General features: G+C 64.3%; 20 protein-coding genes and 1 pseudogene. 11 read left to right on the top strand and 10 right to left on the bottom strand.

All coding sequences use genetic code 11. The features are described 5' to 3' along the window. Positions 1-11 precede the first annotated feature (11 nt). Positions 12-851 carry a GNAT family N-acetyltransferase gene (locus LB525_RS01110; RefSeq protein ID WP_224543063.1) on the bottom strand — a complete coding sequence of 280 codons (840 nt, stop codon included), beginning with the start codon at positions 849-851 and terminating at the stop codon, positions 12-14. A gap of 320 nt (positions 852-1,171) precedes the next feature. Here LB525_RS01110 and LB525_RS01105 point away from each other — a divergent pair, with 320 nt between their 5' ends. Continuing rightward, positions 1,172-1,840 carry a haloacid dehalogenase type II gene (locus LB525_RS01105; RefSeq protein WP_224543062.1) on the top strand — a complete coding sequence of 223 codons (669 nt, stop codon included), beginning with the start codon at positions 1,172-1,174 and terminating at the stop codon, positions 1,838-1,840. A 16-nt stretch (positions 1,841-1,856) separates the two neighbouring features. Beyond that, the gene (locus LB525_RS01100) at positions 1,857-3,131 is read left to right on the top strand and encodes an NAD(P)/FAD-dependent oxidoreductase (protein WP_224543061.1); all 1,275 of its coding nucleotides are present in this window, start codon (positions 1,857-1,859) and stop codon (positions 3,129-3,131) included. Between the two features lie 13 nt (positions 3,132-3,144). Here LB525_RS01100 and LB525_RS01095 read toward each other — a convergent pair whose 3' ends face one another. From LB525_RS01095 to argE (LB525_RS01070), 6 genes are all read right to left on the bottom strand, one after another. Continuing rightward, on the bottom strand, positions 3,145-4,602 hold the full coding sequence (locus tag LB525_RS01095; RefSeq protein WP_224543060.1) for an NAD-dependent succinate-semialdehyde dehydrogenase: 1,458 nt from the start codon (positions 4,600-4,602) through the stop codon (positions 3,145-3,147). A 17-nt stretch (positions 4,603-4,619) separates the two neighbouring features. Further along, complete coding sequence (locus LB525_RS01090) at positions 4,620-5,663, bottom strand: tartrate dehydrogenase (RefSeq protein WP_224543059.1); 1,044 nt, start codon at positions 5,661-5,663, stop codon at positions 4,620-4,622. 10 nt (positions 5,664-5,673) lie between these two features. Next, positions 5,674-7,137, bottom strand: coding sequence for an aldehyde dehydrogenase family protein (locus tag LB525_RS01085; protein ID WP_224543058.1), 1,464 nt, complete (start codon positions 7,135-7,137; stop codon positions 5,674-5,676). Between the two features lie 150 nt (positions 7,138-7,287). Then, positions 7,288-7,641 carry a cupin domain-containing protein gene (locus tag LB525_RS01080; protein WP_224543057.1) on the bottom strand — a complete coding sequence of 118 codons (354 nt, stop codon included), beginning with the start codon at positions 7,639-7,641 and terminating at the stop codon, positions 7,288-7,290. Positions 7,642-7,664: 23 nt separating this feature from the next. Then, the gene (locus LB525_RS01075; RefSeq protein WP_224543056.1) at positions 7,665-8,588 is read right to left on the bottom strand and encodes a 2-hydroxyacid dehydrogenase; all 924 of its coding nucleotides are present in this window, start codon (positions 8,586-8,588) and stop codon (positions 7,665-7,667) included. 13 nt (positions 8,589-8,601) lie between these two features. Then, positions 8,602-9,726, bottom strand: a complete 1,125-nt coding sequence (gene argE, locus LB525_RS01070) for an acetylornithine deacetylase (protein ID WP_224543055.1) — start codon at positions 9,724-9,726, stop codon at positions 8,602-8,604. A 200-nt stretch (positions 9,727-9,926) separates the two neighbouring features. Here argE (LB525_RS01070) and LB525_RS01065 point away from each other — a divergent pair, with 200 nt between their 5' ends. Beyond that, the gene (locus LB525_RS01065) at positions 9,927-10,859 is read left to right on the top strand and encodes a GNAT family N-acetyltransferase (RefSeq protein ID WP_224543054.1); all 933 of its coding nucleotides are present in this window, start codon (positions 9,927-9,929) and stop codon (positions 10,857-10,859) included. 488 nt (positions 10,860-11,347) lie between these two features. Here LB525_RS01065 and LB525_RS01060 read toward each other — a convergent pair. Then, positions 11,348-11,841, bottom strand: a pseudogene (locus LB525_RS01060) (SDR family oxidoreductase). A gap of 363 nt (positions 11,842-12,204) precedes the next feature. On the opposite strand from LB525_RS01060, the gene LB525_RS01055 reads away from it, so the two are divergent. The 3 genes from LB525_RS01055 (at position 12,205) to LB525_RS01045 (ending at position 14,962) form a co-directional block, all read left to right on the top strand. Further along, complete coding sequence (locus LB525_RS01055; protein WP_224543053.1) at positions 12,205-13,188, top strand: ABC transporter substrate-binding protein; 984 nt, start codon at positions 12,205-12,207, stop codon at positions 13,186-13,188. A gap of 89 nt (positions 13,189-13,277) precedes the next feature. Beyond that, positions 13,278-14,081, top strand: a complete 804-nt coding sequence (locus LB525_RS01050; protein WP_224543052.1) for an ABC transporter permease — start codon at positions 13,278-13,280, stop codon at positions 14,079-14,081. A 122-nt stretch (positions 14,082-14,203) separates the two neighbouring features. Further along, positions 14,204-14,962, top strand: a complete 759-nt coding sequence (locus LB525_RS01045) for an ABC transporter ATP-binding protein (protein WP_210239545.1) — start codon at positions 14,204-14,206, stop codon at positions 14,960-14,962. Between the two features lie 83 nt (positions 14,963-15,045). Here the strand turns inward: LB525_RS01045 and LB525_RS01040 are convergent, their stop codons facing one another. Next, complete coding sequence (locus tag LB525_RS01040) at positions 15,046-16,665, bottom strand: GMC family oxidoreductase (RefSeq protein ID WP_224543051.1); 1,620 nt, start codon at positions 16,663-16,665, stop codon at positions 15,046-15,048. Between the two features lie 357 nt (positions 16,666-17,022). Here LB525_RS01040 and LB525_RS01035 point away from each other — a divergent pair, with 357 nt between their 5' ends. Genes LB525_RS01035 through LB525_RS01015 form a run of 5 tightly spaced genes read left to right on the top strand, consistent with a single transcriptional unit; the run spans position 17,023 to position 21,930 of the window. Next, positions 17,023-18,297 (top strand): flavin-containing monooxygenase, encoded by a 1,275-nt coding sequence (locus LB525_RS01035; RefSeq protein WP_224543050.1) that lies wholly within the window; start codon positions 17,023-17,025, stop codon positions 18,295-18,297. 36 nt (positions 18,298-18,333) lie between these two features. Then, positions 18,334-18,750 (top strand): RidA family protein, encoded by a 417-nt coding sequence (locus LB525_RS01030; protein ID WP_224543049.1) that lies wholly within the window; start codon positions 18,334-18,336, stop codon positions 18,748-18,750. Between the two features lie 6 nt (positions 18,751-18,756). Further along, positions 18,757-19,431 (top strand): DUF1028 domain-containing protein, encoded by a 675-nt coding sequence (locus tag LB525_RS01025; protein ID WP_224523307.1) that lies wholly within the window; start codon positions 18,757-18,759, stop codon positions 19,429-19,431. Positions 19,432-19,453: 22 nt separating this feature from the next. After that, on the top strand, positions 19,454-20,944 hold the full coding sequence (locus LB525_RS01020) for an aldehyde dehydrogenase (protein ID WP_224543048.1): 1,491 nt from the start codon (positions 19,454-19,456) through the stop codon (positions 20,942-20,944). Positions 20,945-20,994: 50 nt separating this feature from the next. After that, on the top strand, positions 20,995-21,930 hold the full coding sequence (locus LB525_RS01015; RefSeq protein ID WP_140839358.1) for a LysR family transcriptional regulator: 936 nt from the start codon (positions 20,995-20,997) through the stop codon (positions 21,928-21,930). Positions 21,931-21,936: 6 nt separating this feature from the next. On the opposite strand, the gene argE (LB525_RS01010) is transcribed toward LB525_RS01015, so the two are convergent. Continuing rightward, on the bottom strand, positions 21,937-23,094 hold the full coding sequence (argE, locus tag LB525_RS01010) for an acetylornithine deacetylase (protein ID WP_224543047.1): 1,158 nt from the start codon (positions 23,092-23,094) through the stop codon (positions 21,937-21,939). Positions 23,095-23,185: the final 91 nt, after the last annotated feature.

Raw genomic sequence — 23,185 nt, 5'->3', positions numbered from 1 at the left:
TGTCCTCCGGACTATCCGAGCGCCTGGTTGGCGAGGGCGTAAACTTTCGGCCTGACCGTTGCCGCATCCGCCCTGGCAGGACGGTCCATGGCGACTCCGCCGCCGACATGGGCGAGGCCGATTTCGGTCAGCCAGCCCGCAAGGCCGGTGCGGCTGTCGGTATCCACGCGCAGGAAGGCGCCGGGCCGCGACGCGGCGAAGTAGCTGATCAGCACTTTGGCGTCCGCGGCGCTGCCCGCAATGACCGGGCCGATCACCTCGCCGCGTCCGAACGGGCGGATCACGGCATAGGCCTTGATAGCGCCATCGCGGCGGATGACGGCGAATTGGCCGCGCTCGGCGAGCGCGTCGATCAAAGCTTGGCGATCAGCTCTGTAGGCGTCACGGTCCATCGTCTTGATCTCAGGCTGGTCACTGGCGCTTGCTGCTTCCACGCCATCGGGTGCGCCAAGCTTGGCGACGTTGCCCTGATGCTGCAGGATCGTGCCCGAGGGCGCGAAGCCGAGCTTCCGATAGAGCGGCATCCCGTCGGTTGTCGCGACAAGTCGCAGTGGACGGTCGCCTGCAAGGGCAAAGGCCTGTTCCATGAGCCGGCGCCCGAGCCCTTTGCCCCGCGCGTTCCTGTCGACGATAACCATGTTGATCATCGCGCAATCGGCGCCGTATGGCGTTACCAGGATTGTCCCGGTGACCCGGCCCTGGTCGTCGAGCGCGACCGCGCCGCTGGAGAGCTGCAGCGCCATCTGCCAGTCTTGCGGGCGATGCGGCCAGTTCTCCTGGCGAGAAAGCGCGACTGCACCCTCGATATGATCTGGCCCAAAGTCCTGGAGTTCGATCTCGCCTTGCTGCATGAGGCACCTTTCCATCTGGCCCCAAGTCTCGGCCATCGGCGGGCTGCAGATCGTCTGAAGGTTTCGACTTCGGCAGTATCATTCGCCTTTGCGCAGGGGGTGCGCCGCATCTTGTGCTGGCGCGGGCCGCGGGCGGAAACTCGGGAAGCCGCGGACGACCCTCTCGACCGACCGCAAGATGCTACAGCGTGCCAAACCAGCGGGCGGATACGCAACTTTCTGCTTTCGCGGGGCCGATTTCGGTCAAGTGACCGGCCGCCCGCCCGCATATGATGACGAAATCCCAAAGCGGGGTGCGTTTCCACCGGAGATCGACGGACATGGCTTCCTTCAGGCCCAAATACATCACCTTCGACTGCTACGGCACGTTGACTTTTTTCCAGATGGCGGAGGCGGCACGCGATCTTTATGGCAGCCGGCTTGACGAGCCGCGCATGCAGGAGTTCATCAAGAACTTCGCGGCGTACCGGCTGGATGAGATCCTGGGCGACTGGAAGCCCTATGCCGAGGTCATCCACAATGCGCTGGAACGCGCCTGCAAACGCAATGGCGTCGGCTTCAGCCCCGATGACGCCAAAATGGTCTATGAGCGCGTGCCGACCTGGGGGCCGCACGCCGACGTTCCGGCCGGCCTTGCCAAGGTCGCCAAGGAAATTCCGCTGGTCATCCTCTCCAACGCCATGAACGCGCAGATCATGTCCAACGTCGAAAAGCTCGGCGCACCGTTCCATGCCGTCTACACGGCCGAGCAGGCACAGGCCTACAAGCCACGCTTCAAGGCATTCGAATACATGTTCGACAGGCTTGGCTGCGGTCCGGAAGACATCCTTCACTGTTCGTCTTCCTTCCGCTACGACCTGATGTCGGCCCATGATCTCGGCATCAAGAACAAGGTTTGGGTCAACCGCGGCCACGAGCCGGCCAATCCCTTTTACGGCTACGTGGAGATATCCGATATTTCCGGGCTGCCGGGTGTGGTCGGGCTCTGAAACAGGCGGGTTACCGATGAAGTTCGTCTCCTACTGGCACGACACCGCCCCGGTCTTTCCCGGCGGGGCGGAAGGCCCGGTCGAGGGGCACTATGATGCGGCGATCGTCGGCGGCGGCTTCACCGGTCTCGCCGCCGCGCGCCAGCTGGCGAAGGCCGGGGCGAAGGTGATTGTGCTGGAGGCGGAGCGGGTTGGCTGGGGCGCGTCGGGGCGCAATGGCGGTCACCTGAACAACGGTCTCGCCCACAGCTATCTTTCGGCCAAGGCGGAGCTTGGCAAGGAACGCGCGATAGCCCTCTACCGGGCGCTAGACGAGTCCGTCGACACCATCGAGGCGCTGGTCGCCGAGGAAGGCATCGATTGCAACTTCCGCCGCGCCGGCAAGCTCAAGCTCGCCTCCAAGCCGCAGCATTTCGAAGCGATCGCCCGCAACTTCGAAGCCGTCCATGCCGAAGTGGATCCGGATACGGCGCTGCTTTCAGCAGTCGACCTCAAATCCGAGATCGGCTCGCCCTTCCATGGCGCAATGCTGTCGAAGAAAAGCGCCATGATGCATATGGGCCGCTATGTGGCTGGGCTGGCGACAGCCGCGGTTCGACATGGCGCCGTTATCCACGAGAATGCGGCGGTGACGGATCACAGGCAGTCCGGTACGCGGCATCAGCTGACCACCTCCCGCGGCCGCATCAGCGCCGACAATGTGCTGCTGGCGACGGGCGCCTACACCACGCCGAATTTCAGCTATTTCCGCCGCAGGCTTATCTCCGTCGCCAGCTTCATCATCGCCACGCGGCCGCTGAGCGACGCCGAGATCGCCGTGACCATGCCGGGCAACCGGACATGCGTGACCTCGATGAACATCGGCAACTACTTCCGGCTTTCGCCGGACAAGCGCCTGATCTTTGGCGGCCGCGCCCGCTTCTCGGCAACATCGGACCAGCGCTCCGATGCCAGGAGCGGACAGATATTGCGGGCAAGCCTCGCGGCGATCTTCCCGCGGCTCGCGAACGTCGAGATCGACTATTGCTGGGGCGGGCTCGTCGACATGACCAAGGACCGGTTCCCGCGGGCCGGCTACCATGACGGGGTCTGGTACGCGATGGGCTATTCCGGCCACGGCGCGCAGCTCTCCACCCATCTCGGCATGATCATGGCCGATGCCATGCTCGGCCGCGAGGACCGCAATCCGGTGAAGGGGGTCGAGTGGCCTGCCATTCCCGGCTATTCCGGCAAGCCCTGGTTCCTGCCCATGGTCGGTCTCTACTACAAGGCGCTCGACCGGATCCAGTGATCGGGGCTGGGGTTTAGCCCAGCCCGCCTATGTGGAAGCTCTTCATCTCCAGATATTCCTCGATGCCGGCCTGCGCGCCCTCGCGCCCGAGGCCGGACTGCTTGACGCCGCCGAAGGGAGCGACCTCCATCGAGACGGAGCCGGTGTTGAGCCCAACCATGCCGAACTCCAGCGCCTCGCCGACGCGCCAGGCGCGCTTCAGGTTCTCGGTGTAGAAGTAGGAGGCAAGCCCGTAAGGCGTGCCGTTGGCAAGCGCGATCGCCTCCTCTTCCGTCTCGAAACGGAAAAGCGGTGCGACCGGACCGAACGTTTCCTCGCTGGCGAGTTCCATTTCATTCGTCGCCCCGGCCAGCACCAGCGGCGCGACATACTGAGGGCCCTCCGGCAGCACCGGCTTCTCGGTGACGATCGTCGCGCCCTTGGCGAGCGCGTCTTCGACGTGCCGATTGATTTTCTCGACCGCCGCCATGTTGATCATCGGTCCGATCGCGACGCCGGGCTGCGTGCCCGGTCCCACCGTCAACGCATTGACGCGGGCGCTGAGCTTGGCGGCGAAGTCTTCATAGACTGCGGCCTGAACGAGGATGCGGTTGGCGCAGACACAGGTCTGGCCGCCATTGCGGAATTTCGACGCGAGCGCGCCTTCGACGGCGAGGTCGAGATCGGCGTCATCGAAGACGATGAAGGGCGCGTTGCCGCCGAGCTCAAGGCTGAGCCGCTTCACGCTGTCGGCCGCGCCGCGCATCAGCAGTGAGCCGACCCTGGTCGAACCGGTGAAGGAAATCTTGCGCACGGTCTCGCTCGCCATGATTTCGTTGCCGATCTCGGCCGGCATGCCCGTGACGATGTTGACGACGCCGGCCGGAATGCCCGCCCGTTCGGCGAGCACGCCCAGCGCCAGTGCCGAATAGGGCGTGAACTCGGACGGCTTGATGACCACGGTGCAGCCGGCGGCCAACGCCGGCGCGACTTTGCGGGTGATCATTGCATTGGGAAAATTCCACGGCGTGATGATGCCGCAAACGCCAACCGGCTCTTTCAGCACGATGATGCGACGGTCGGCCGTGGGCGCGGGGATGGTGTGGCCGTTGATGCGGCGTGCCTCCTCGGCGAACCATTTGACGAAGGAGGCGCCGTAGCGGATCTCGCCTTTGGCCTCGTCCAGTGGCTTGCCCTGTTCCGTCGTCAGGATCAGTGCGAGATCGTCCAGATGCGTGAGCATCAGGCCATGCCAGGCCTCCAGCAGGACGGCGCGTTCGGCGTGGGTCTTCTTTTTCCAATCCTGATAGGCGGAAGCCGCGGCCTGTATGGCCGTGCGGGTCTCCGGACCAGCCATGTCGGGCACTGTGCCGACCGATAGCTGTGTTGCAGGATCAATCACATCGACCGTCCTGCCGGAACCTGCCGCGACCCATCTCCCGCCGATCAGGCCGGCCTCGCGGAAGAGACTGTTGTCATTCAGGCTTTTCATCAAAACGACCTCGCAAATCAGGTGAGCGCCGCGACGACGGCGGCGGTGATGGCTTCCGTGCTGTCCTTGCCGGGGGCGGTGCCAATGCCTTGCGCTGTTGTCGCCTCGAGCGCCTTCATGACGCGGCCGGCCGCATCCTTCTCGCCGAGGTGATCGAGCATCATGGCGCCGGACCAGATGGTGGCGATCGGATTGGCGATGCCGAGATGGGCGATGTCGGGCGCGGAGCCGTGCACCGGCTCGAACATCGACGGCGCCGAGCGGTCGGGGTTGATGTTGGCGGAAGCCGCGTAGCCGAGCCCGCCCTGGATGGCCGCGCCGATATCCGTCAGGATGTCGCCGAAGAGATTGGAAGCGACGACCACGTCGAGACTTTCCGGCGCCATGATCATCCGCGCGGCGAGCGCGTCGACATGATAGCTGGTGACGGCGACATCAGGATAGTCCGCCGCCAGCTTGCGGGTGATCTCGTCCCAGAACACCATCGAGTATTTCTGCGCATTGGACTTGGTGACGGAGGCGAGCTTGCCGTGCCGCAACCGCGCCTGCTCGAAGCCGAAGCGCAGGATGCGCTCGACGCCGGCCCGGGTGAAGATCGAGGTCTCCACAGCGACCTCGTCCAGTGTGCCCTGATGCACGCGCCCGCCGGCGCCGGAATATTCGCCTTCGGTGTTTTCGCGGATGCAGAGGATGTCGAAGCTCTCGGCCCGCAGCGGACCTCTGACGCCCGGCAGCAGGCGGTGCGGCCGGATATTGGCATATTGCACGAAGGCCTTGCGGATCGGCAGCAGCAACCCGTGCAACGAAACGGAATCCGGCACTTCCGCCGGCCATCCGACCGCGCCGAGAAGAATGGCGTCGAAGCGGCGCAAGGTCTCGATGCCGTCCTCGGGCATCATGCGGCCGGTCTCCTTGAAGAAGCGGCAGGACCAGGGGAATTCGGTTCCCCTGAGAGTAAAACCGGAGTGCTTGGCCACCGTTTCCAGCACCGTCCAGGCCGCGGCCGTCACGTTGGGGCCGATGCCATCACCGGGGATCAGGGCGATAGAGTAGGTTTTCATCGACATCTCTTCACAGGCTGATCAGGACGCTCTTGGTCCTGCGATTGGCGAGATAGACTTCGCGGCCAAGGTCCTTGCCGATGCCGGAGCGCTTGTAGCCGCCAGTCGGCAGGATGTGGTCGCGCGAGCGGCTGTAGCGGTTGACCCAGACGGTGCCCGCCTCGAGCCTGCGCGCGAAACGGATCGTGCGCGACAGGTCGGCGGTGAACAGGCCGGAGGCCAGCCCGTAGGTCGGATGGCTGGACAGCGCCAGCGCCTCCTCCTCGCTGTCGAAGGTCTGGATGGTCAGGACCGGGCCGAAGATCTCCTCGACGATCGCCGGATTGCCCTGACTGACATTGGCAATCAGCGTCGGTTCGTAAAAATAGCCGGGAGCTTCCATGGCCCCGCCACCGATCAGGCATTCGCCGCCGGCGGAGACAGCGGCTCGCACGATGCCATCAACGCGCGCCCGCTGCCCGTGCGAGATGATCGGCGAATATTGCGTCGTCTCCTCCCAGGTGGGACCGGGCCGCACGGCCTTCATCTTTTCCAGGATCGAGGCCGTCAGCCGGTCGGCCACGCTCTTCTCGACGATCAGGCGCGTGCCGGCCACGCAGGCCTGGCCGGCATTGAAGGTGACGCTGCCGGCGATTGCAGTCGCCGCTTTGTCGAGATCGGCATCGGCAAAGACGATCTGCGGGCTCTTGCCGCCGAGCTCCAGCGTCATCGGCTTGACACCGGTGCGGGCGACGTTCTCCATGATGGCTGAGCCGGCGCGGGTCGAACCGGTGAAGCTGACCTTGGCGATCTCGGGATGACCGGTGAGCGCCGTGCCGGTCGTCGGGCCGTCGCCGAGCACCACGTTGATCAGCCCCGCCGGCAGGCCGGCCCTGACCGCAAGCTCTGCCATGAAGATAGCCGAGAAGGGCGTCATTTCCGACGGCTTCAGCACGACTGCATTGCCCGCGGCCAGCGCCGGGCCGAGTTTCCATCCGGCCATCGAGATCGGAAAATTCCACGGCGTGATCGCACCGACCACGCCATAGGGCTCGCTCATGATCATGCCGAGACTGGCGTCGTCGGTCGGCACCAGCTCGCTGCCTTCCTTGTCGGCGAACTCGGCAAAGAAGCGGATCTGCTCGGCGGTGACGGCGATGTCGCCGGCGACGAGCTGGCCCACGGGCCGGGTCGAGCTCAGGGCCTCGATCCGGGCGAGCGTTTGGGCCTCCGCCTCCATCAGATCGGCCCAGGCGTGGAGCGCCTTGGTGCGCTCGCGCGGCCGGACGCCGCCCCAGTTGCTGGCTTTCAGCGCGGCCTTCGCGCTTTCCACCGCCCGGTCGACCAAATCCACACCGGCCACGGGGCAGGCGGCATAGGATTTGCCATCGGACGGACGGCGCATCTCCATCGCTCCCTTGGCCGAAACCAGCTCCCCACCGATGAAGTGGCCGACGGGAGGGGCGATTGTATCGGGATTGAAGCTCAGGCTCATGGGCAACCCACTTGGCAGGATTGGCCTGAGCCTAGCCCGTGCCGGCACGCAGCATGCGCTGTTCGATGATCCGCCGCCGACAAATGTTGCGTGCTGGCGACAGGAGACGGCAAAATCTTCCGCGGAGATCGTGGCCTGCGCAGACGCTCGCTAGCCCACCGTGACGTAGATCTTGCGCACGGTCTCGATGGTCTTCCAAACACCGGTGAAGCCCGGCTTCATGACGAAGCTGTCGCCGGCCCGGTAGGTCACCTTTTCGCCGGCGTCGGGCGTGATTTCGACCACGCCGGCGAGGATATGGCAGAACTCGAAAGTCTCCCCCTTGATCGAGCGCGTTTCGCCCGGTGTCGCCTCCCAGACGCCGGTGTGGACGAGGTCGCCCTTGGCGACATCCTGCGCCCAGGTCTTGAAGGCTGGGTCGCCGGCAATCAGCCGCTCGGGCAGCGCCTTGGATTCGCGCGGCGGGAAAACCGGGTTGGTATCGACGGTCTTGAGCAGGGACAAAGGATGGCCTTTCCAGTTGAATTTCAATAACCGCGCGACCGGTCGACGAGCCCGATGGGATCGAGACCGGCGCGGTGGCGCCTGATGTTGTCGATTACGGCGCGCGCGGCGCTCGCGGGTTGGGTGACGCTGGCTATGTGCGGAGTCAGGATGATCTTCGGATGCGACCAGAACGGATGTCCCGCGGGCAGCGGTTCGGGCTGGGTCACGTCGATCATCGCCGACGACAGATGGCCGCTATCGAGCGCGGCGACAAGCGCTTCTTGGTCGAGCTGCGGGCCGCGCCCAGTGTGGATGAGAGCCGCGCCCTCGGGCAATTTCGCGAACAGACCAGCATTGAGGAACCCACGCGTTTCCTCGGTCAGCGGCAGCAGGCAGACCAGTATGTCGCTGGTTGCCACCATTTGCTCCAATCCGAGCTCGCCATGATGACAGGCCACGCCCTCGATCTGCCGCGGCGAGCGGCTCCAGCCGGCGAGCGGAAAGCCGAAAGGCTTCAGCCGGTCGAGGACGGCCTGGCCGAGCTGTCCGAGACCGAGCACGCCGATCCTGCGCGATGCTGCCTGGGGTTGCGGGATGTCGCGCCACTGTCCGGCGCGCTGCTGTGACAGATAGGTTGGCAGATTGCGGTGGAGAGCGAGCACGGCGAGCGTCACATATTCCTGCATCATGCGCACGATGCCTTCCTCGATCATGCGCACGATTTTCAACTTCGCAGGCACTGCATCGAAGCGGAACTGGTCGACGCCGGCGCCGATGGAAAACAGGATCTCTAGATTCCTGTAGCGGGAGAGGTCCTGCGGAACGGTCCAGGTGATCAGATAGCGCACGGCGTCGGGATCGACCGTCGCCGGGTCCATCGCGAAGGGCAGCTCGGGGAATTGCCTGGCGAAGACATCGGCGAAAATCGCACCGCGCTGCGCATCGGAGTTGAACAGGAAGGTCATTCCGGCTGCTCCTTCAGCCCACGCAACGCGCGCCCAGCGCGTCGATCAGCTGCCGGCAGGCGGTGAGTTCGCTGGCGAAGATGTATTCATCCGGCTTGTGGGCGCGGCCGATGTCGCCGGGGCCGCAGATGATCGCGTCCAGCCCCGCGGCCTGGTACAGCCCGGCCTCGGTACCGTAGCTGACGGCGGCGAGCGGCGTCTGGCCGGTCAGCTCTTGCAACAGCGCCGCCAGCGGCGCGTCCTGCGGCAGCGACAGCGCCGGATAGGCGCTGACCGGCGTCCACTCGACACGATAGCCTTTGGCGGCAATGGCCCCGGTCCTCGCCTTGACGGGCGCGAGCAGGCCGGCCGGATCAATGCCGGGTACGGCGCGCGCCTCCAGATCCAGCGTGCAGGTATCGGGGATGATGTTGACCGACTGGCCGCCGGCGATCACGCCGGCTTGCAGCGAGGAATAGGGCGGCTCAAAGGCCGCATCGAACGGGCCGCGCGTCAGCCCTCCGGCTTCGCTCACGACCGTGCCCAGGACATCGGCCATGGCATGGATGGCATTGAGGCCTAGATCGGGGCGAGAGGAATGGCCTGAGCGCCCCCTTATGGTCACGCGGGCGGCCGCCTTGCCCTTGTGGCCGCGCACGGCGCGCATGCCGCTCGGCTCGCCGACGATGACGCCGAGCGGCTTGGCGCAAAACTCGGAAAGGCGGGCGATCAGGTGCGGCACGCCGCGGCACCCGATCTCCTCGTCATAGGAGAAGGCGAGATGGATCGGCCGGGCGAGGCGCAGCCCCGCGAGCATGGGCGCGGCCGCAAGCGCGGCGGCCAAGAATCCCTTCATGTCAGTCGTGCCGCGTCCGTAGAGCCGGTCACCGTCCCGACGCAGTGCGAAAGGGGACGAGCTCCATTGCGGCTCGCAAGCGGGGACGACGTCCATATGGCCGGATAGGATATAGCCCGGAACATCGGCGGGACCGATCGTGGCGAAAAGATTGGAGCGGTCGCCTTCCGGCCCGGGGAGCACGGCGACCTTCGCGCCCTGTTCTGCGAGATAAGCCTCTATCCAGCCTGCAATATCGCCGTTCGCCTTGCCGGCGACCGATGGAAAGGCGACGAGACGGTCGAGGATGTCGAAGACGTCCATTTCAGCCCTCAAGGCGTTTTGGGTTCGCCGGGTTCAGGGCCGCCGGCCATACCTCCAGAATTGCCGCAGAGGATGGGCGCTTTCCTTCGCGATTGCGTGCCGAAAGCGGAAGTGTTTCAGTTGAATCTTGCGTTGGCACGCGTCATTCGAGCAAATCGTATCGGTCTGGTTGTTTAGCGTTGGCAGGGCAGGGACGTTGTATGTCGCCCGTTACGCAATCTTTCAGAGGCAAGGAATTGAAGCCGTCCGAAAGCTTGAAAATCGATGCCTTCTCGGTGCGGATCGCCGACATCAAAGGGGTTGAACTGGACCGATTGCATGCGCTCTCGCTGTCTGTGGGCTGGCCGCATCGGGCAGAAGACTGGCAATTCCTGCGCGAAACGGGACAAGGCTTGGTGGCTCTCGATGAGATCGGCCGGGTTCTGGGATCCGCGATGTGGTTTGGGCATGGCGCCAGCTTCGCGACCGTCGGCATGGTCATCACCTCGCCACGGCTTCAGACGCTCGGGGCCGCGCAGTGGCTGATGAAGCGGGTTTTCGACAACATTCCCGGGCGCGACCTTCGCCTCAATGCAACCCGCGCCGCACGGCGGCTCTATCTCTCGCTCGACTTCCATCCGGAGAAGACTGTCTATCAATGCCAGGGCAGCGCCCGCGTCCCAACGGCAGGTAGCCCCACGGAGGAGCGCGGCGACGTCCGGACTTTGGACGCAAGCGATATTCCGGCAGCGGTCGCCCTCGACGCGGCGGCGTTTGGCGTGAGGCGGACAGCGCTTATTGAAAAGCTCTTCGCGCATTCGCTCGGTTACGGGCTTTTCGACGGAAACAAGCTGACCGCTTTCGCGCTTTGCCGGCCGTTCGGGCGGGGCCATGTCGTGGGGCCGGTCGTGGCCGAAAGCGACGCCGACGCTGTGGCGATCGTCCGGCCGCACGTGGCCGACCATTCGGGGACTTTCCTTCGGGTCGACACCCACATGGACAGTGGCGAGTTCGCCGCCTTTCTGTCGCACGCTGGAATGCCAGTTTTCGATACGGTGCTCACTATGTCGATGGGCAAACGCATCAGCGATTTTGCTGCAGGTGGCCCGGTTATGCCGAAGACCTATGCTCTGGCGAGCCAAACTCTCGGGTAGGTTGATGTTCGACTTGGAAGGTTTTAGCTTTTGCAATCTGAACGTCCAAACATGGACAACGCCATAACCCGCCAGCCCGCTTGCGGCCCCTTTCGGCCATTGACCAGGAGAATTCTTGGCTCTCCGCTAATCGATATCCCTAGCCAGCATTAATCTCCTTCATCGTCTAAGGTTCGCCAGACCATACGAGAGAATACGAAGGAAATGGGGTGGCGAACCAGCCGCTAACGTATTGATTTCCTGTAGGAAACGACGGCCTCGGCGACTAACAAAATCGTTATTCGCCAAGGGGCTAGGAAGCAGTTCGCCAAAGTTGATTCAAGAAGCTGATCTGCCACTCGCCGACCGCATTTATCTTCTACGGAACGGCAGCTTTGCGCCTGTTCTGACGTACACGGGCATCTCAGCCCTGCCCAAAAGCAGGCCGAACGATTGACGCACCTGGAAAACGTCGGGCTTTTGCGAATGCCGCGGTTGAGTGTTGGCATTTACTTATTGTCACGGTGCTTAGGGAAAGGCATGCCGGGACTATGGGCGGCTGCGCCGCCATCGACCGGGATGATGGCGCCGGAAATGTAAGACGCTTCCGGCGAGACCAGGAACACGATCAGGTTCGCCACTTGCTCCGGGCGGGCCATGCGTTGCTGCGGTAATTGCAGTTGCTGGTTGGTCGATAAGGCCTCCATGACGCCGGACATCATTTCCGCGGCGGTCGGCCCCGGGCAGATGCAGTTTGCCCGGATGCCGAAACGCCATAGTCGACCGACCACAAGCGCGTGAGCGCCACCAGCGCGGCCTTGGAGGCCGTGTAGGCATCGGCGAGTGGCATCAAGAGCACGATCGCGCCGCCATCGCGCATTGTCGGGCGGAAGGCGCGCACGCTGAGCATCACGCTGGTCAGGTTGACGGCGATGGTTTTGTTCCAGGCCTCCAGCGTCAGCAGGGGATATCTTGTTGAACAGATGACCGGCAAAAAATACATTGCTGCTCGAAAAGCCTGCGTCGGCGTCTCAAGGGAATCAATCGGCATCTCAAGACCCGCGACGCTTGGAAAGTCGCTGATCCATCTCAAAAGCTTCCAGTCATGATGTCGGCCTGTCGGCCAGGCTCCTTCGCTGCTTCGCTTTACAAGTGAGCCAAGATCGCCGCTGCTTCGGTTTCGGCGAAGCAAAGGACAGAAAAAGACTTCTTTTGGCGATCCGGCCCGGATGCTCTTTTGCAGGTCTAGAACACATAAGGCGCGCCCGGGAGGCGACGCATAACAAGAGAGCGGCCGCAAAACGCCGCCTGGCATAGGCCGCTTGAAAGGGGCCGATGCCGGCAACAGCCATGGGGAACCACGACAATGAAGACATTCCGCAATTGCCTGATGACGGCGGTCAGCGCAGGCCTGCTCAGCCTGGGGCTTGCCGCTCCCGCCAATGCCGGCGCCATTCGCCTCGGCATGACCACCTGGGTGGGTTATGGGCCACTGTTTCTCGCCCGCGACCTCGGCTATTTCAAGGAGGCCGGCGTCGATGTCGACCTGAAGGTCATCGAAGAATCGGCGCTTTACATGGCGGCGGTTGCCGGCGGCGATCTCGACGGCGCTGCCTCCACCGTCGACGAGCTCATGAAATACCGCTCCGACGAGCTCTGCTTCAAATATGTCGTGGCGCTCGACGACAGCCATGGCGGCGACGGCGTCGTCACGCAGACCGACGTCAAGTCGCTCAAGGATCTGAAGGGCCAGCCCGTCGCCCTGAACGAGGGCTCCGTTTCCGAATTCTGGTTCAATGTGCTCCTGAAAAAGGAAGGCATGACCGAGGACGATGTCAGCGTCACCAACATGACCGCCGATGACGCCGCGACGGCCTTCATCGCCGGACAGGTTCCCGCCGCCGTGACCTGGGAGCCGCACCTCACCGAAGTCCGCAAGGGCGGCAAGGGCAAGGTGCTGATCGACTCCACGACCACGCCCGGCCTGATCGTCGATGTGATCGCGCTCAAATGCGACCTGATCGAGAAGCACCCCGAGGACGTGAAGGCCCTCGTCAAGGGCTATTACGAGGCGGTCGAATACATCAAGACCAACCCGGACAAGGCCTATGAGATCATGGCCAAGGGCATTGGCGGCTATCTCGAGAAGCCTGAGGATTTCGCGGCCGGCGCCAAGGGCGTGCGCTACTACGACCGCGCCCGCAACCTGGAATTCTTCGGCACGCCGCAGAAGAGCGAAGCGGCCGACCTGGTGAACTTCGCGCAGGACGTCTGGGGCAAGGCCGGCAAGCTCAAGATGACGATCGACTCGAAAACCATCCTCGACACCGATTTCATCAAGGAACAGTAGGCCGCCGAGATGGCCGGGATCGGCTCGTCCGGACCGATCCTGTTTCTCGAACGCCCGAGGTTCACGCCTGAAATCAACGGAGGCCATCTATGGCACAAAGGCGGACGGCGTGGACGCGCCTGACGACTCCATTCGCCAATATCCCCGCCAGCACGGCAACCACGCTCGCTTTGGCGATGTGGGTCGTCGTGATCGGCGGCTGGGCCTTGCTGTCCTATGGCCGCCTCGTGCCGAACATGTTCCTGCCGACGCCCGGAACCGTGCTCGAGACGGCCTACCGCATGTCGCTCGACGGCAGCCTCTTCTACCACACGCTGACCAGCGCCAAGGTGGTCATCCTGGGCTTCATCGTGTCGTCACTGATCGCGGTGCCGCTGGGACTGTGGATGGGCACCTACCGGGCGGTGCAGGCGCCGCTGGAGCCGCTGGTCAACTTCATCCGCTACCTGCCGGTGACCTCCTTCGTGCCGCTGTTCATCCTTTGGATCGGCATCGGCATCGAACAGCGCATAGCGGTCATCTTCTTCGGCACGTTTTTCCAGCAGCTGGTGATGATCTCCGACTGCGCGCGCAGCGTCTCCAGGGACCTGGTCAACGCCTCCTACACTTTGGGCACCAAGCGCTCAGAAGCGGTGTGGCACGTCATTTTCCCCGCAGCGCTTCCGGCGATCCTCGACACGCTTCGCGTCACCATGGGTTGGGCCTGGACCTATCTAGTCGTTGCCGAGCTCGTCGCCGCGTCGAGCGGCCTCGGCTATATCAGCCTCAAGGCAATGCGCGGCTTCCAGGTCGATGTGATCTTCATGGCGATCGCCGCAATCGGGCTTCTGGGCCTGATCACCGACACGGCATTCCGCATTCTCCGGGCAAGGGTCGCGCCATGGGCACCTTGATCTTGAACGCATCCTCGCAAAACGCAGCCGGATCAAGGGTAGTGATGACCGAAACCGTCAAGGCGAACAATTTGGCCGGCACGGCCCATGCGGCCGGCGATCCGCGTTCGGCCGGCACCACGATGGCCATCGAGGACGTGACATTGCGCTATGGCGATGCCAATGGCGTGCTGGCGCTGGACGATGTGTCGCTGAAGGTGGCCAAGAACGAATTCTGCGTCATCGTCGGCCCTTCGGGATGCGGCAAATCCAGCCTGCTCTACCTCGCCGCCGGCCTCAATGACGCGACCTCGGGCAGCATCAAGGTCGACGGCCGGGAAGTGATCGAGCCCGGCGCCGACAGGGGCATGGTCTTCCAGAGCTACACCTTGTTCCCGTGGCTCACGGTGCGCGCCAACATCGAATACGGGCCGAAGCGCAAGGGGCTGCCTGCGGAGCAGCGCAAGCAGATCGTCGACCAGTATCTCAACGAGGTCGGCCTCGCGTCCTTTGCGGACCACTACCCCGCCCAGTTGTCGGGCGGCATGAAGCAGCGCGTGGCGATCGCGCGCGCCCTGGCCAACGACCCGGCTGTCCTGTTGATGGACGAGCCGTTCGGCGCGCTCGACAGCCAGACGCGCGGCACCATGCAGAAGCTGCTTCTGCGCGTCTGGGAGCGGCAGCAGAAGACGGTGCTCTTCGTCACTCATGATATCGACGAGGCGCTGGTGCTCGGCGACCGCGTTCTGGTGATGACGGCAAGGCCCGGCAAGATCAAGGCCGAGATCAAAGTCGACATCCCACGGCCGCGTTCGATGGACGTCATCCTCGAACCCGACTTCATCGCGCTCAAGCGCCGTATCCTTGGCCTTCTGCACGACGAGATCGACGAGGATCACTGAGCGCAATTTCCAAGAGCAAAAGTCGAGGCAGTCCAGCAGTGCTGAACGCCGATCTGCCCCAATGTTGAAGGGTGAGACGGCCTCTACCTTTCGCCGTTGCGCGCCGGGCCGAGGATCATCTCCGAAGCCTTTTGCCCGATCATCATGCTTGGCGCGTTGGTGTTGCCGCCGATCAGCTTCGGCATGACGGAGGCATCGGCGACCCGGAGTCCGTCCACGCCTCGCACCTTGAGTGTCGCCGGATCGACGACGGCCATGTCGTCCGTTCCCATCTTGCAGGTTCCGACCGGGTGATAGACGGTCAGCGCCTCGGCGCGCAGATAGGCCAGGATCTCGTCGTCGGTTCGGACATCCTTGCCCGGCAGCATCTCCTGGCCGCGCACCGCGTCGAACTCGGACGAGGCAAAAATCCGGCGCGCGATCTTGATGCCCTCCACCAGCACCATGGCGTCGTCTTCATGCGTGAAAAAGCGGTGGTCGATCAGGACGTCGCGGCGAGAATTGTCGCGCGACAACCTGATCTCGCCCACGCTTTTCGGTCTGAGCACGCAAGTGTGAATGGCGTAGCCGTGGCCGTATTCGATCAGCCTGCCGCGATGGCTGCGATAGCCCGGCACGAAATGGAACTGAATGTCGGGCAGGCCGTTCGCGTGCTTGGTCTTCGCAAAGCCACCGGCTTCGACGTAGTTGGTGGTGAGCATGCCCTTGCGGCGGGCGAAATACTGGAAGGGCGCCGCTGCCATGCGCGGCAGGTTGGCGAGTGAGAGGCCGAGCGTCCTGGTGCTTCTGGACCGCACGGTGATCATGCCATCGACATGGTCCTGCAGGTTCTTGCCGACGCCCGGCAGGTCGAGGATCGGCGCGATGCCGATCTGCTTGAGCTCGGCTGCCGACCCGATGCCGGATGCCATCAGGATCTTGGGCGAGTTGATGGCGCCGGCCGACAGCACGATCTCGCGGTTGGCCGAGAGCTGCTTCTGCTGGCCCTCGTGCCGCACGCGCATTCCCGTGGCGCGGCCCTCGGCGATGACGAGGTCGATCACCTCGCATTGGCTGAGCAGCGTCAGGTTCTTGCGGTCGAGCACCGGGCGCATGAAGGCGCTGAAGCTGCTGAAGCGCTGTCCACGATCCTGCGTGACGTTGTATATCCCAAGGCCGAACTGGCTTGCGGCATTGAAGTCGGTGTTGGCAGGCAGACCGGCGCTTGCGCCTGCTTTTACGAACATGGCGGAAAGCTCGTTCGGATCACGGGGATTGTCGACCAAAAGCTCGCCGTCGCTGCCGTGATAGCGCGGGTCCTGGGCAAGCAGGTTGCGCTCCAATTTCTTGAATACCGGCAGCACATCGTCATAAGCCCAGCCGGCGCAGCCGAGTTCGGCCCACTCGTCATAGTCCTGGGCGGCGCCGCGAATATAGACCATCGAATTGATCGAGCTCGATCCGCCCAGCGCCTTGCCGCGATTGACCGGAATGCTGCGGTTGTTGAGGTGGGGCTGCGGCACGCCGACGAAACAATAGTCGTAGTTCGGGTTGCCGTAGAGCGAGAGGATGCCCGCCGGCACCTTGACGCGCAGACTGTTGTCGCTGCCGCCGGCCTCGATCAGGCACACTGTGGCCGACGGATCGGCGCTCAGCCGATTGGCGACCACGCAACCGGCCGAGCCGGCGCCGACGACGATGTAGTCAAAGCTTTCGGTTTTCATGCCCAGCCCCTCGAGAATGCCGGCGCTCGAGGCATGGCAGAACCGGCCGCCGCGAAGGCGTATCCTTGTTCCGGAACCAGTTCCGCGCGGACGCATGTCCGGCTTCGCCCGCCACCTCATGCAGCGCTGTCGATCCGACCGCCGGGACTCTAGGTGCGTCTATCGGTGCGAGAAATTCGGAAATGGTTACGCGTGACTTCGGAGATTCGTTATGGGCGCCCGCCGGCACGTGCTGCTACTTGTGAGCGCCAGCAGAGAAGCGGTCGGATGAAGCAGCCTGGCTGCATCCACCAACTGCCCGAGATCGTTTTCATCCCGCGCGGCGGAAGCTGTCGGATGGTCAGAAGAGGACCGAGCATGTCGGTTGAGAAGGTAGACACGCTCGTCGTCGGCGGCGGCCAGGCCGGGGTGGCGATGAGCGAGCATCTGAGCAAATGCGGGGTGCCTCATCTTGTGCTTGAGCGCGGCCGGATCGCCGAGCGCTGGCGCTCGCAGCGATGGGACTCCCTGGTCGCCAATGGCCCGGCCTGGCATGATCGGTTTCCGGGCATGGAGTTTCCCGTGACGAGTCCCGACGGCTTTCCTTCCAAGCAGGAGGTCGCCGACTATTTCGTCGCCTATGCAAAGCAGATCAATGCGCCGATCCGCTGCGGCGTGGAGGTCAAGCTCGTGCAAAGGAATGTCGGCCGTCCGGGATTTCGCGTCGAGACCTCGCATGGCGTTATCGAAGCCAACAGCGTCGTGGCCGCGACCGGGCCTTTCCAGGTCCCGGTCATCCCGCCTCTCGTTCCTGCCGATGCCGGCATCCTGCAAATCCACTCCAGCGCCTACCGCAACCCGGCGCAATTGCCGAAGGGCGCGGTGCTGGTGGTCGGGGCGGGATCCTCGGGCGTGCAGATTGCCGATGAGCTGCAGCGCTCAGGCAGGCGCGTCTATCTCTCGGTCGGCCCGCACGATCGGCCGCCGCGCGCCTATCGCGGGCGCGACTTCTGCTGGTGGCTGGGCGTGCTCGGCAAATGGGATCTCGAAACCCCGGGACCCGGCACGGAGCATGTCACGATCGCGGTGAGCGGCGCGCGCGGCGGCGAAACGATCGACTTCCGCCGCCTGGCTGCGCAGGGGCTCACGCTCGTCGGCATGACGAAGGCATACCAGGACGGCGTGATGAGTTTCGCGCCGGATCTTGCGAAGAACATTGCCCGGGGCGATGCCAGCCTGATGTCGCTGCTGGACGAGGCCGACGCCTATGTCGAGCGCAATGGCCTCGACCTTCCGGAAGAACCTGATCTTCGCGAAATCGATCCCGACCCGGAATGCGTGACCAATCCGATCCTCAAGCTCGATCTTGCCGAAGCCGGGGTAGCGACGATCATTTGGGCGACGGGCTTCGCCGTCGATTACAGCTGGCTGAAGGTCGACGCTTTCGACGAGAGGGGCCGACCAAGGCATCAGCGCGGCGTCTCGACAGAGCCCGGAATCTATTTCCTGGGTCTGCCCTGGCAGTCGCGCAGAGGCTCGAGCTTCATCTGGGGCGTCTGGCACGATGCCAAACACGTGGCCGACCGTATTTCGACGCAGCGCAAATATCTCGCCTACCACGCCGCCGCGACGCGCGAGACCGTGGACGCCTGATCAAAGCTGCGAGCCCGATCCCTGATGGAGACCAAGATGGCGCATACGCGAATTCGCAAATTCAACACCAGGGACACCTATCCCGAGCAGAAGCTCGACAACGATCTCTGCCAGGCGGTCGTCACGCGCGGCGGCCGCACCGTTTATCTGCGCGGCCAGTGCCCGCAGGATCTCGACACCGCCAAGAACATCGACAGCCACGATCCGGTCGAGCAGACCCATAAGGTCATGCAGAACATCAAGCAGCTCATCGAGGAGTGCGGCGGCACGATGGAGCATCTGGTGAAGGTGGTGGTCTACATCACCGACGTCCGCCACCGCGAAGCCGTCTACCGGACGATGGGCGAATACATCAAGGGCGTACATCCGGTTTCGACCGGGCTGGTCGTGTCGGCGCTGGCGCGGCCGGAATGGCTGGTCGAGATCGACGGCACCGCCGTCATTCCGGACTAAAGCGCCATGACTTTTTCTATCGTCGCGCGCTGCAGGCGCACGGGCATGTTCGGCGTGGCGGTGTCGTCGTCGTCTCCCGCGGTCGCGGCGCGTTGCGCCTATGCGCAGGCGGGCGTCGGCGCGGTCGCCAGCCAGAACGTCACTGACCCGACACTCGGGCCGCGGGCATTGGAATTGATGGCGCGCGGCGCCTCCGCCGCGGAGGCTGTCGCGATCCTGAAGCGCACGGCCGCCTTCAGTGAATACCGTCAGGTGCTGGCGGTCGACGCCGCAGGCGTCAGCGCGATCCACTCCGGGCCGAAAGCGCTCGGCATCTGGGCCGAGGCGCACGGCGAGGACGTTGCCTGCGGAGGCAACCTGCTCGCGAATGACGGCATCCCGCGTGCCATGGTCGACGCCTTCCTTGCCTCCGAAGGCCATCTCGGCGACCGACTGATCGTCACGATGCGCGCCGCGCTTCATGCCGGCGGCGAGGCGGGGCCTGTCCGCTCCGCCGGCATGAAGCTGGTCCGCGATGTGTCCTGGCCCGTCGCCGACCTGCGCTGCGACTGGACGGAAGCGTGTCCGATCGAGCAGCTGGCAACGCTGTGGGAGATCTATAAGCCCCAGCTCGATGCCTATGTCACCCGCGCCCTCAATCCGTCCGACGCGCCGAGCTACGGCGTCCCCGGTGACGAATAGTCCGACCAGTTCTGGAGCGAGCATGAGCGAACTCAGCCACAAGGAGTGGGTCGGCAAGGCGTCCGCGATTCGCTTCCGCGACAAGGCGTTCATCGACGGCAAGCCGGTGCCGGCGCGCTCCGGCCGGACCTTCGCCAGCGTCAATCCGGCCACGGGAGCGACGCTCGCCGAAGTCGCCTCCTGCGGGGAGGAGGATATCGATTTCGCCGTCGCGGCGGCCCGGCGCAGTTTTGAGGCCGGCGTCTGGTCGCGAACGAGTCCCCAGCATCGCAAGCAGGTGCTGCTGCGGCTGGCGGAGTTGCTGCGCGAGAACCTGCAGGAGCTCGCGCTGCTGGAATCGCTGGATATGGGCAAGCTGGTCAAGGATGCCGCCACCATCGACGTGCCGGGCTCGGCGGCGATCTTCCAGTGGTATGCCGAAGCGATCGACAAGGTCTATGACGAGGTGGCGCCGACGGGCCAGGGTGACCTAGCTCTGGTGCGGCGCGAGCCGCTTGGCGTCGTGGGCGCCGTCGTGCCTTGGAATTTCCCGCTCGACATGGCCACCTGGAAATGCGCGCCTGCGCTGGCGGCGGGCAATTCGGTGGTGCTGAAGCCGGCCGAGCAATCACCTTTCTCGGCACTCAGGCTGGCCGAACTCGCTATGGAGGCGGGCCTGCCCGCCGGCGTGCTCAATGTTGTGCCCGGCCTGGGTGAGACCGCCGGCCAGGCGCTTGGGCGGCATATGGATGTGGATTGCCTCGCCTTCACCGGGTCGACCGCGGTCGGCAAGCTGTTCCTGCAATATTCCGGCCAGTCGAATATGAAGCAGGTCTGGCTGGAGACCGGCGGCAAGAGCCCCAATCTGGTGTTCGCGGATTGCGGCGACCTGGACGCGGCTGCCGACATGGCCGCCTTCGGCATCTTCTTCAACCAGGGTCAGGTCTGCTCAGCCAATTCCCGGCTTCTGGTGGAGCGCGGCATCAAGGACGCGCTGGTCGAGAAACTGGCCGAGCGCGTGGCGGCGACGCAACCCGGCGATCCCCTCGACCCGGCATCCAGGATGGGTGCGATGGTGGATGCGCGGCATGCGGCGACGGTCATGCGTTTTATCGATGGCGGCAGGAAGTCAGCCCGACTGGTCGCCGGAGGCCGCCGGGTGGCCGTCGACGGGCGCGGCAGCTTCGTGCAGCCGACGATCTTCGACAATGTCTCGCCCGAGGATCCGCTCGCCCGCGACGAGATATTCGGTCCGGTGCTGTCGGTCATCGCCTTCGATAGCGAAGAGGAGGCGCTGCGGATTGCCAATGACAGCGTCTACGGCCTTGCGGCATCGCTTTGGACCGACAGCCTGTCGCGGGCACACCGTATCGCGGAAAGACTGCGGGTGGGCACGGTTTCGGTGAACACCGTCGACGCGCGGAGCCCGATGACGCCCTTCGGCGGCTTCAAGCAGTCCGGCTTCGGGCGCGATCTGTCGCTGCACGCGCTCGACAAATACACCGCGCTGAAGACCACCTGGATCAAGTACTGAGGAGCGGCCGCGACTTGATTGCAGCGACCAAACGGGCATCATAGAAGCCCATGCCGCTTCGTTTCACGCTCAGACAACTCGAGTACTTCGTCGCCGTCGGCGAGGCGGGGTCTATCGCCAAGGCGGCCGAGCAGGTGAACGTCTCGCCGCCGTCGATCTCGGCTTCGATCGCCCAGCTCGAAGCGGAGTTCGGTGTCCAGCTCTTCGTGCGCAAGCACTCGCACGCGCTTGCCCTGACGGCGGGCGGGCGCCTGTTCCTCAAAGAAGCTGCGCGGCTGCTCAACGATGCCGATGCGCTGCACGACATTGCCGGCGATATCGCCGAAAAGGTGCGCGGACCGCTGGCGATCGGCTGCCTTTTGACTTTCGCGCAGATCGTGCTGCCGGCGCTGCGCCGGAAATTCGAGGACGCCTATCCGGACGTGCGCGTCCGGCAGTTCGAGCGCAACCAGGGTCAATTGTTCGAGATGCTGCAGCGTGGTGAAATAGACGCAGCACTGACCTACGATCTCGAACTGTCGCAGGACATGACATTCGAGCCGCTGATGCAACTGCCCGCCTATGTGATGCTGCCGGCCGCGCATCGCCTGGCGGGGAGGACGGGCATCACCCCCGAGGAACTGGTCGATGAGCCGATGGTGCTGCTCGATCTGCCCTACAGCCGCGAATATTTCCTGTCGGCTTTCCAGCCCAAGGGACTTCGGCCAAAAATCGCCGAGCGCACCGGCGACATCGCCGTGATGCGCTCGATGGTCGCCAATGGCTTCGGCTACGGCATCGCCAACATGCGGCCGCTCAACACCATGTCGCCCGACGGCAAGCTGCTGGTCTTCGTGCCCTTGCTGGGAGACATCAGGCCGCTGACCATGGGAATTGCGCTGCCGAACGCCGAGCATCGCACGCTGACGGTGCAAGCCTTCATCGACCACTGTCGCCGCTTCGTCGTCGAGCAGGGCGTCTTCGGCACCGAACGCATCGTCAAATGAGGAGGGTCACGGCCAGCCGTCGGCGAGCCGCGACAGCAGCCTCTCCAGCATCTCGTCGCAACGCCGCAATTGTTCGACGCTGACAAATTCGTCCGGCTTGTGCCCCTGCGCCATCGAGCCCGGTCCGCAGACGACGGCCGGCGTGCCGAGATCGCGGCTGAACAATCCGCCTTCCGTGCCGAACGCGACCTTCATGGTATCGTTGGCGCCGGTCAGCGATTTGACGAAGGCGACCGCTTCCGAAGCGACCGGCGTGTCGAGGCCCGGATAGGTGTTAGTGATCTCGATGTCGATCGCGGCTTCGGGCGCGATCGAAGCGGCGTCGGCGGCAATGCGCGCTGCGGCACCGCGAAGCCTGTCGAGAATGCCGGCGGCATCGTCGGCGGCGATGTTGCGTATCTCGAAATCGACCTGGCAGAGATTGGGCACGATGTTGAGCGCCACGCCGGCATTGATCTTGCCCACATGCACGGTGGTATAGGGAATGTCGTAGTCGCCGTCGGGGGCGCCTTCGCGAGCCAACCGGTCCTGCTCGTCGCGTAGCGCCCGCACGAAATCGCAACCGAGATGGATGGCGTTGAGTGCCAGCGGAGCAAGCGCCGAATGGCCTTCGCGTCCCTTGCAGATGGCGCGCGCCGCAAGCTTGCCCTTGTGCCCGGTCGCCACCTGCATGTTGGTCGGCTCGCCGACGATGCACAGCAGCGGGCGTTGGGGTGCCGCGCTTAGCATTTCGATCAGGTCGCGCACGCCGAGGCAGCCGACTTCTTCGTCGTAGGAGAGCGCCAGATGCAAGGGCGTGCGCAGCGTCATCTTCGAGGCCTTGAGACATGCCGCGAGAGCCGAGGCCACAAAGCCCTTCATGTCCGCCGCGCCGCGCCCATAAAGCTTGCCGTCACGCCCGATCATCGCGAATGGCGGCAGCGTCCAGTTCTGGCCATCGACGGGAACGACGTCCGTGTGACCGGAGAGCATGATGCCGGGCGTATCGGCCGGGCCGATCGTGGCGAAGAGGTTGGCCTTGCGCCCGTCGGCGCTGTGGATGAGCTGGCTGGCTACGCCGCTCGCTGCGAGTAGGTCCACCGTATAGCTGATGAGGTCGAGGTTCGAGTCGCGGCTCACCGTCGGGAAGGCGATCAGCTTTTCGAGGATTCTGATGCTGTCCATGTATGTCGTCCCGTTGCCCCAATCGGCTGTTTACATCGCGCCGCGGCGGTCCTGAAGTCGCATTTGTCTCAGCCTTACTTCACCTGAGACT

Source organism: Mesorhizobium sp. CA16 (assembly GCF_020165175.1).
Classification (GTDB): Bacteria; Pseudomonadota; Alphaproteobacteria; order Rhizobiales; family Rhizobiaceae; genus Mesorhizobium.
Note: the sequence above shows the minus strand (reverse complement) of the source record. Positions and strands in the feature narration are given on the sequence as shown.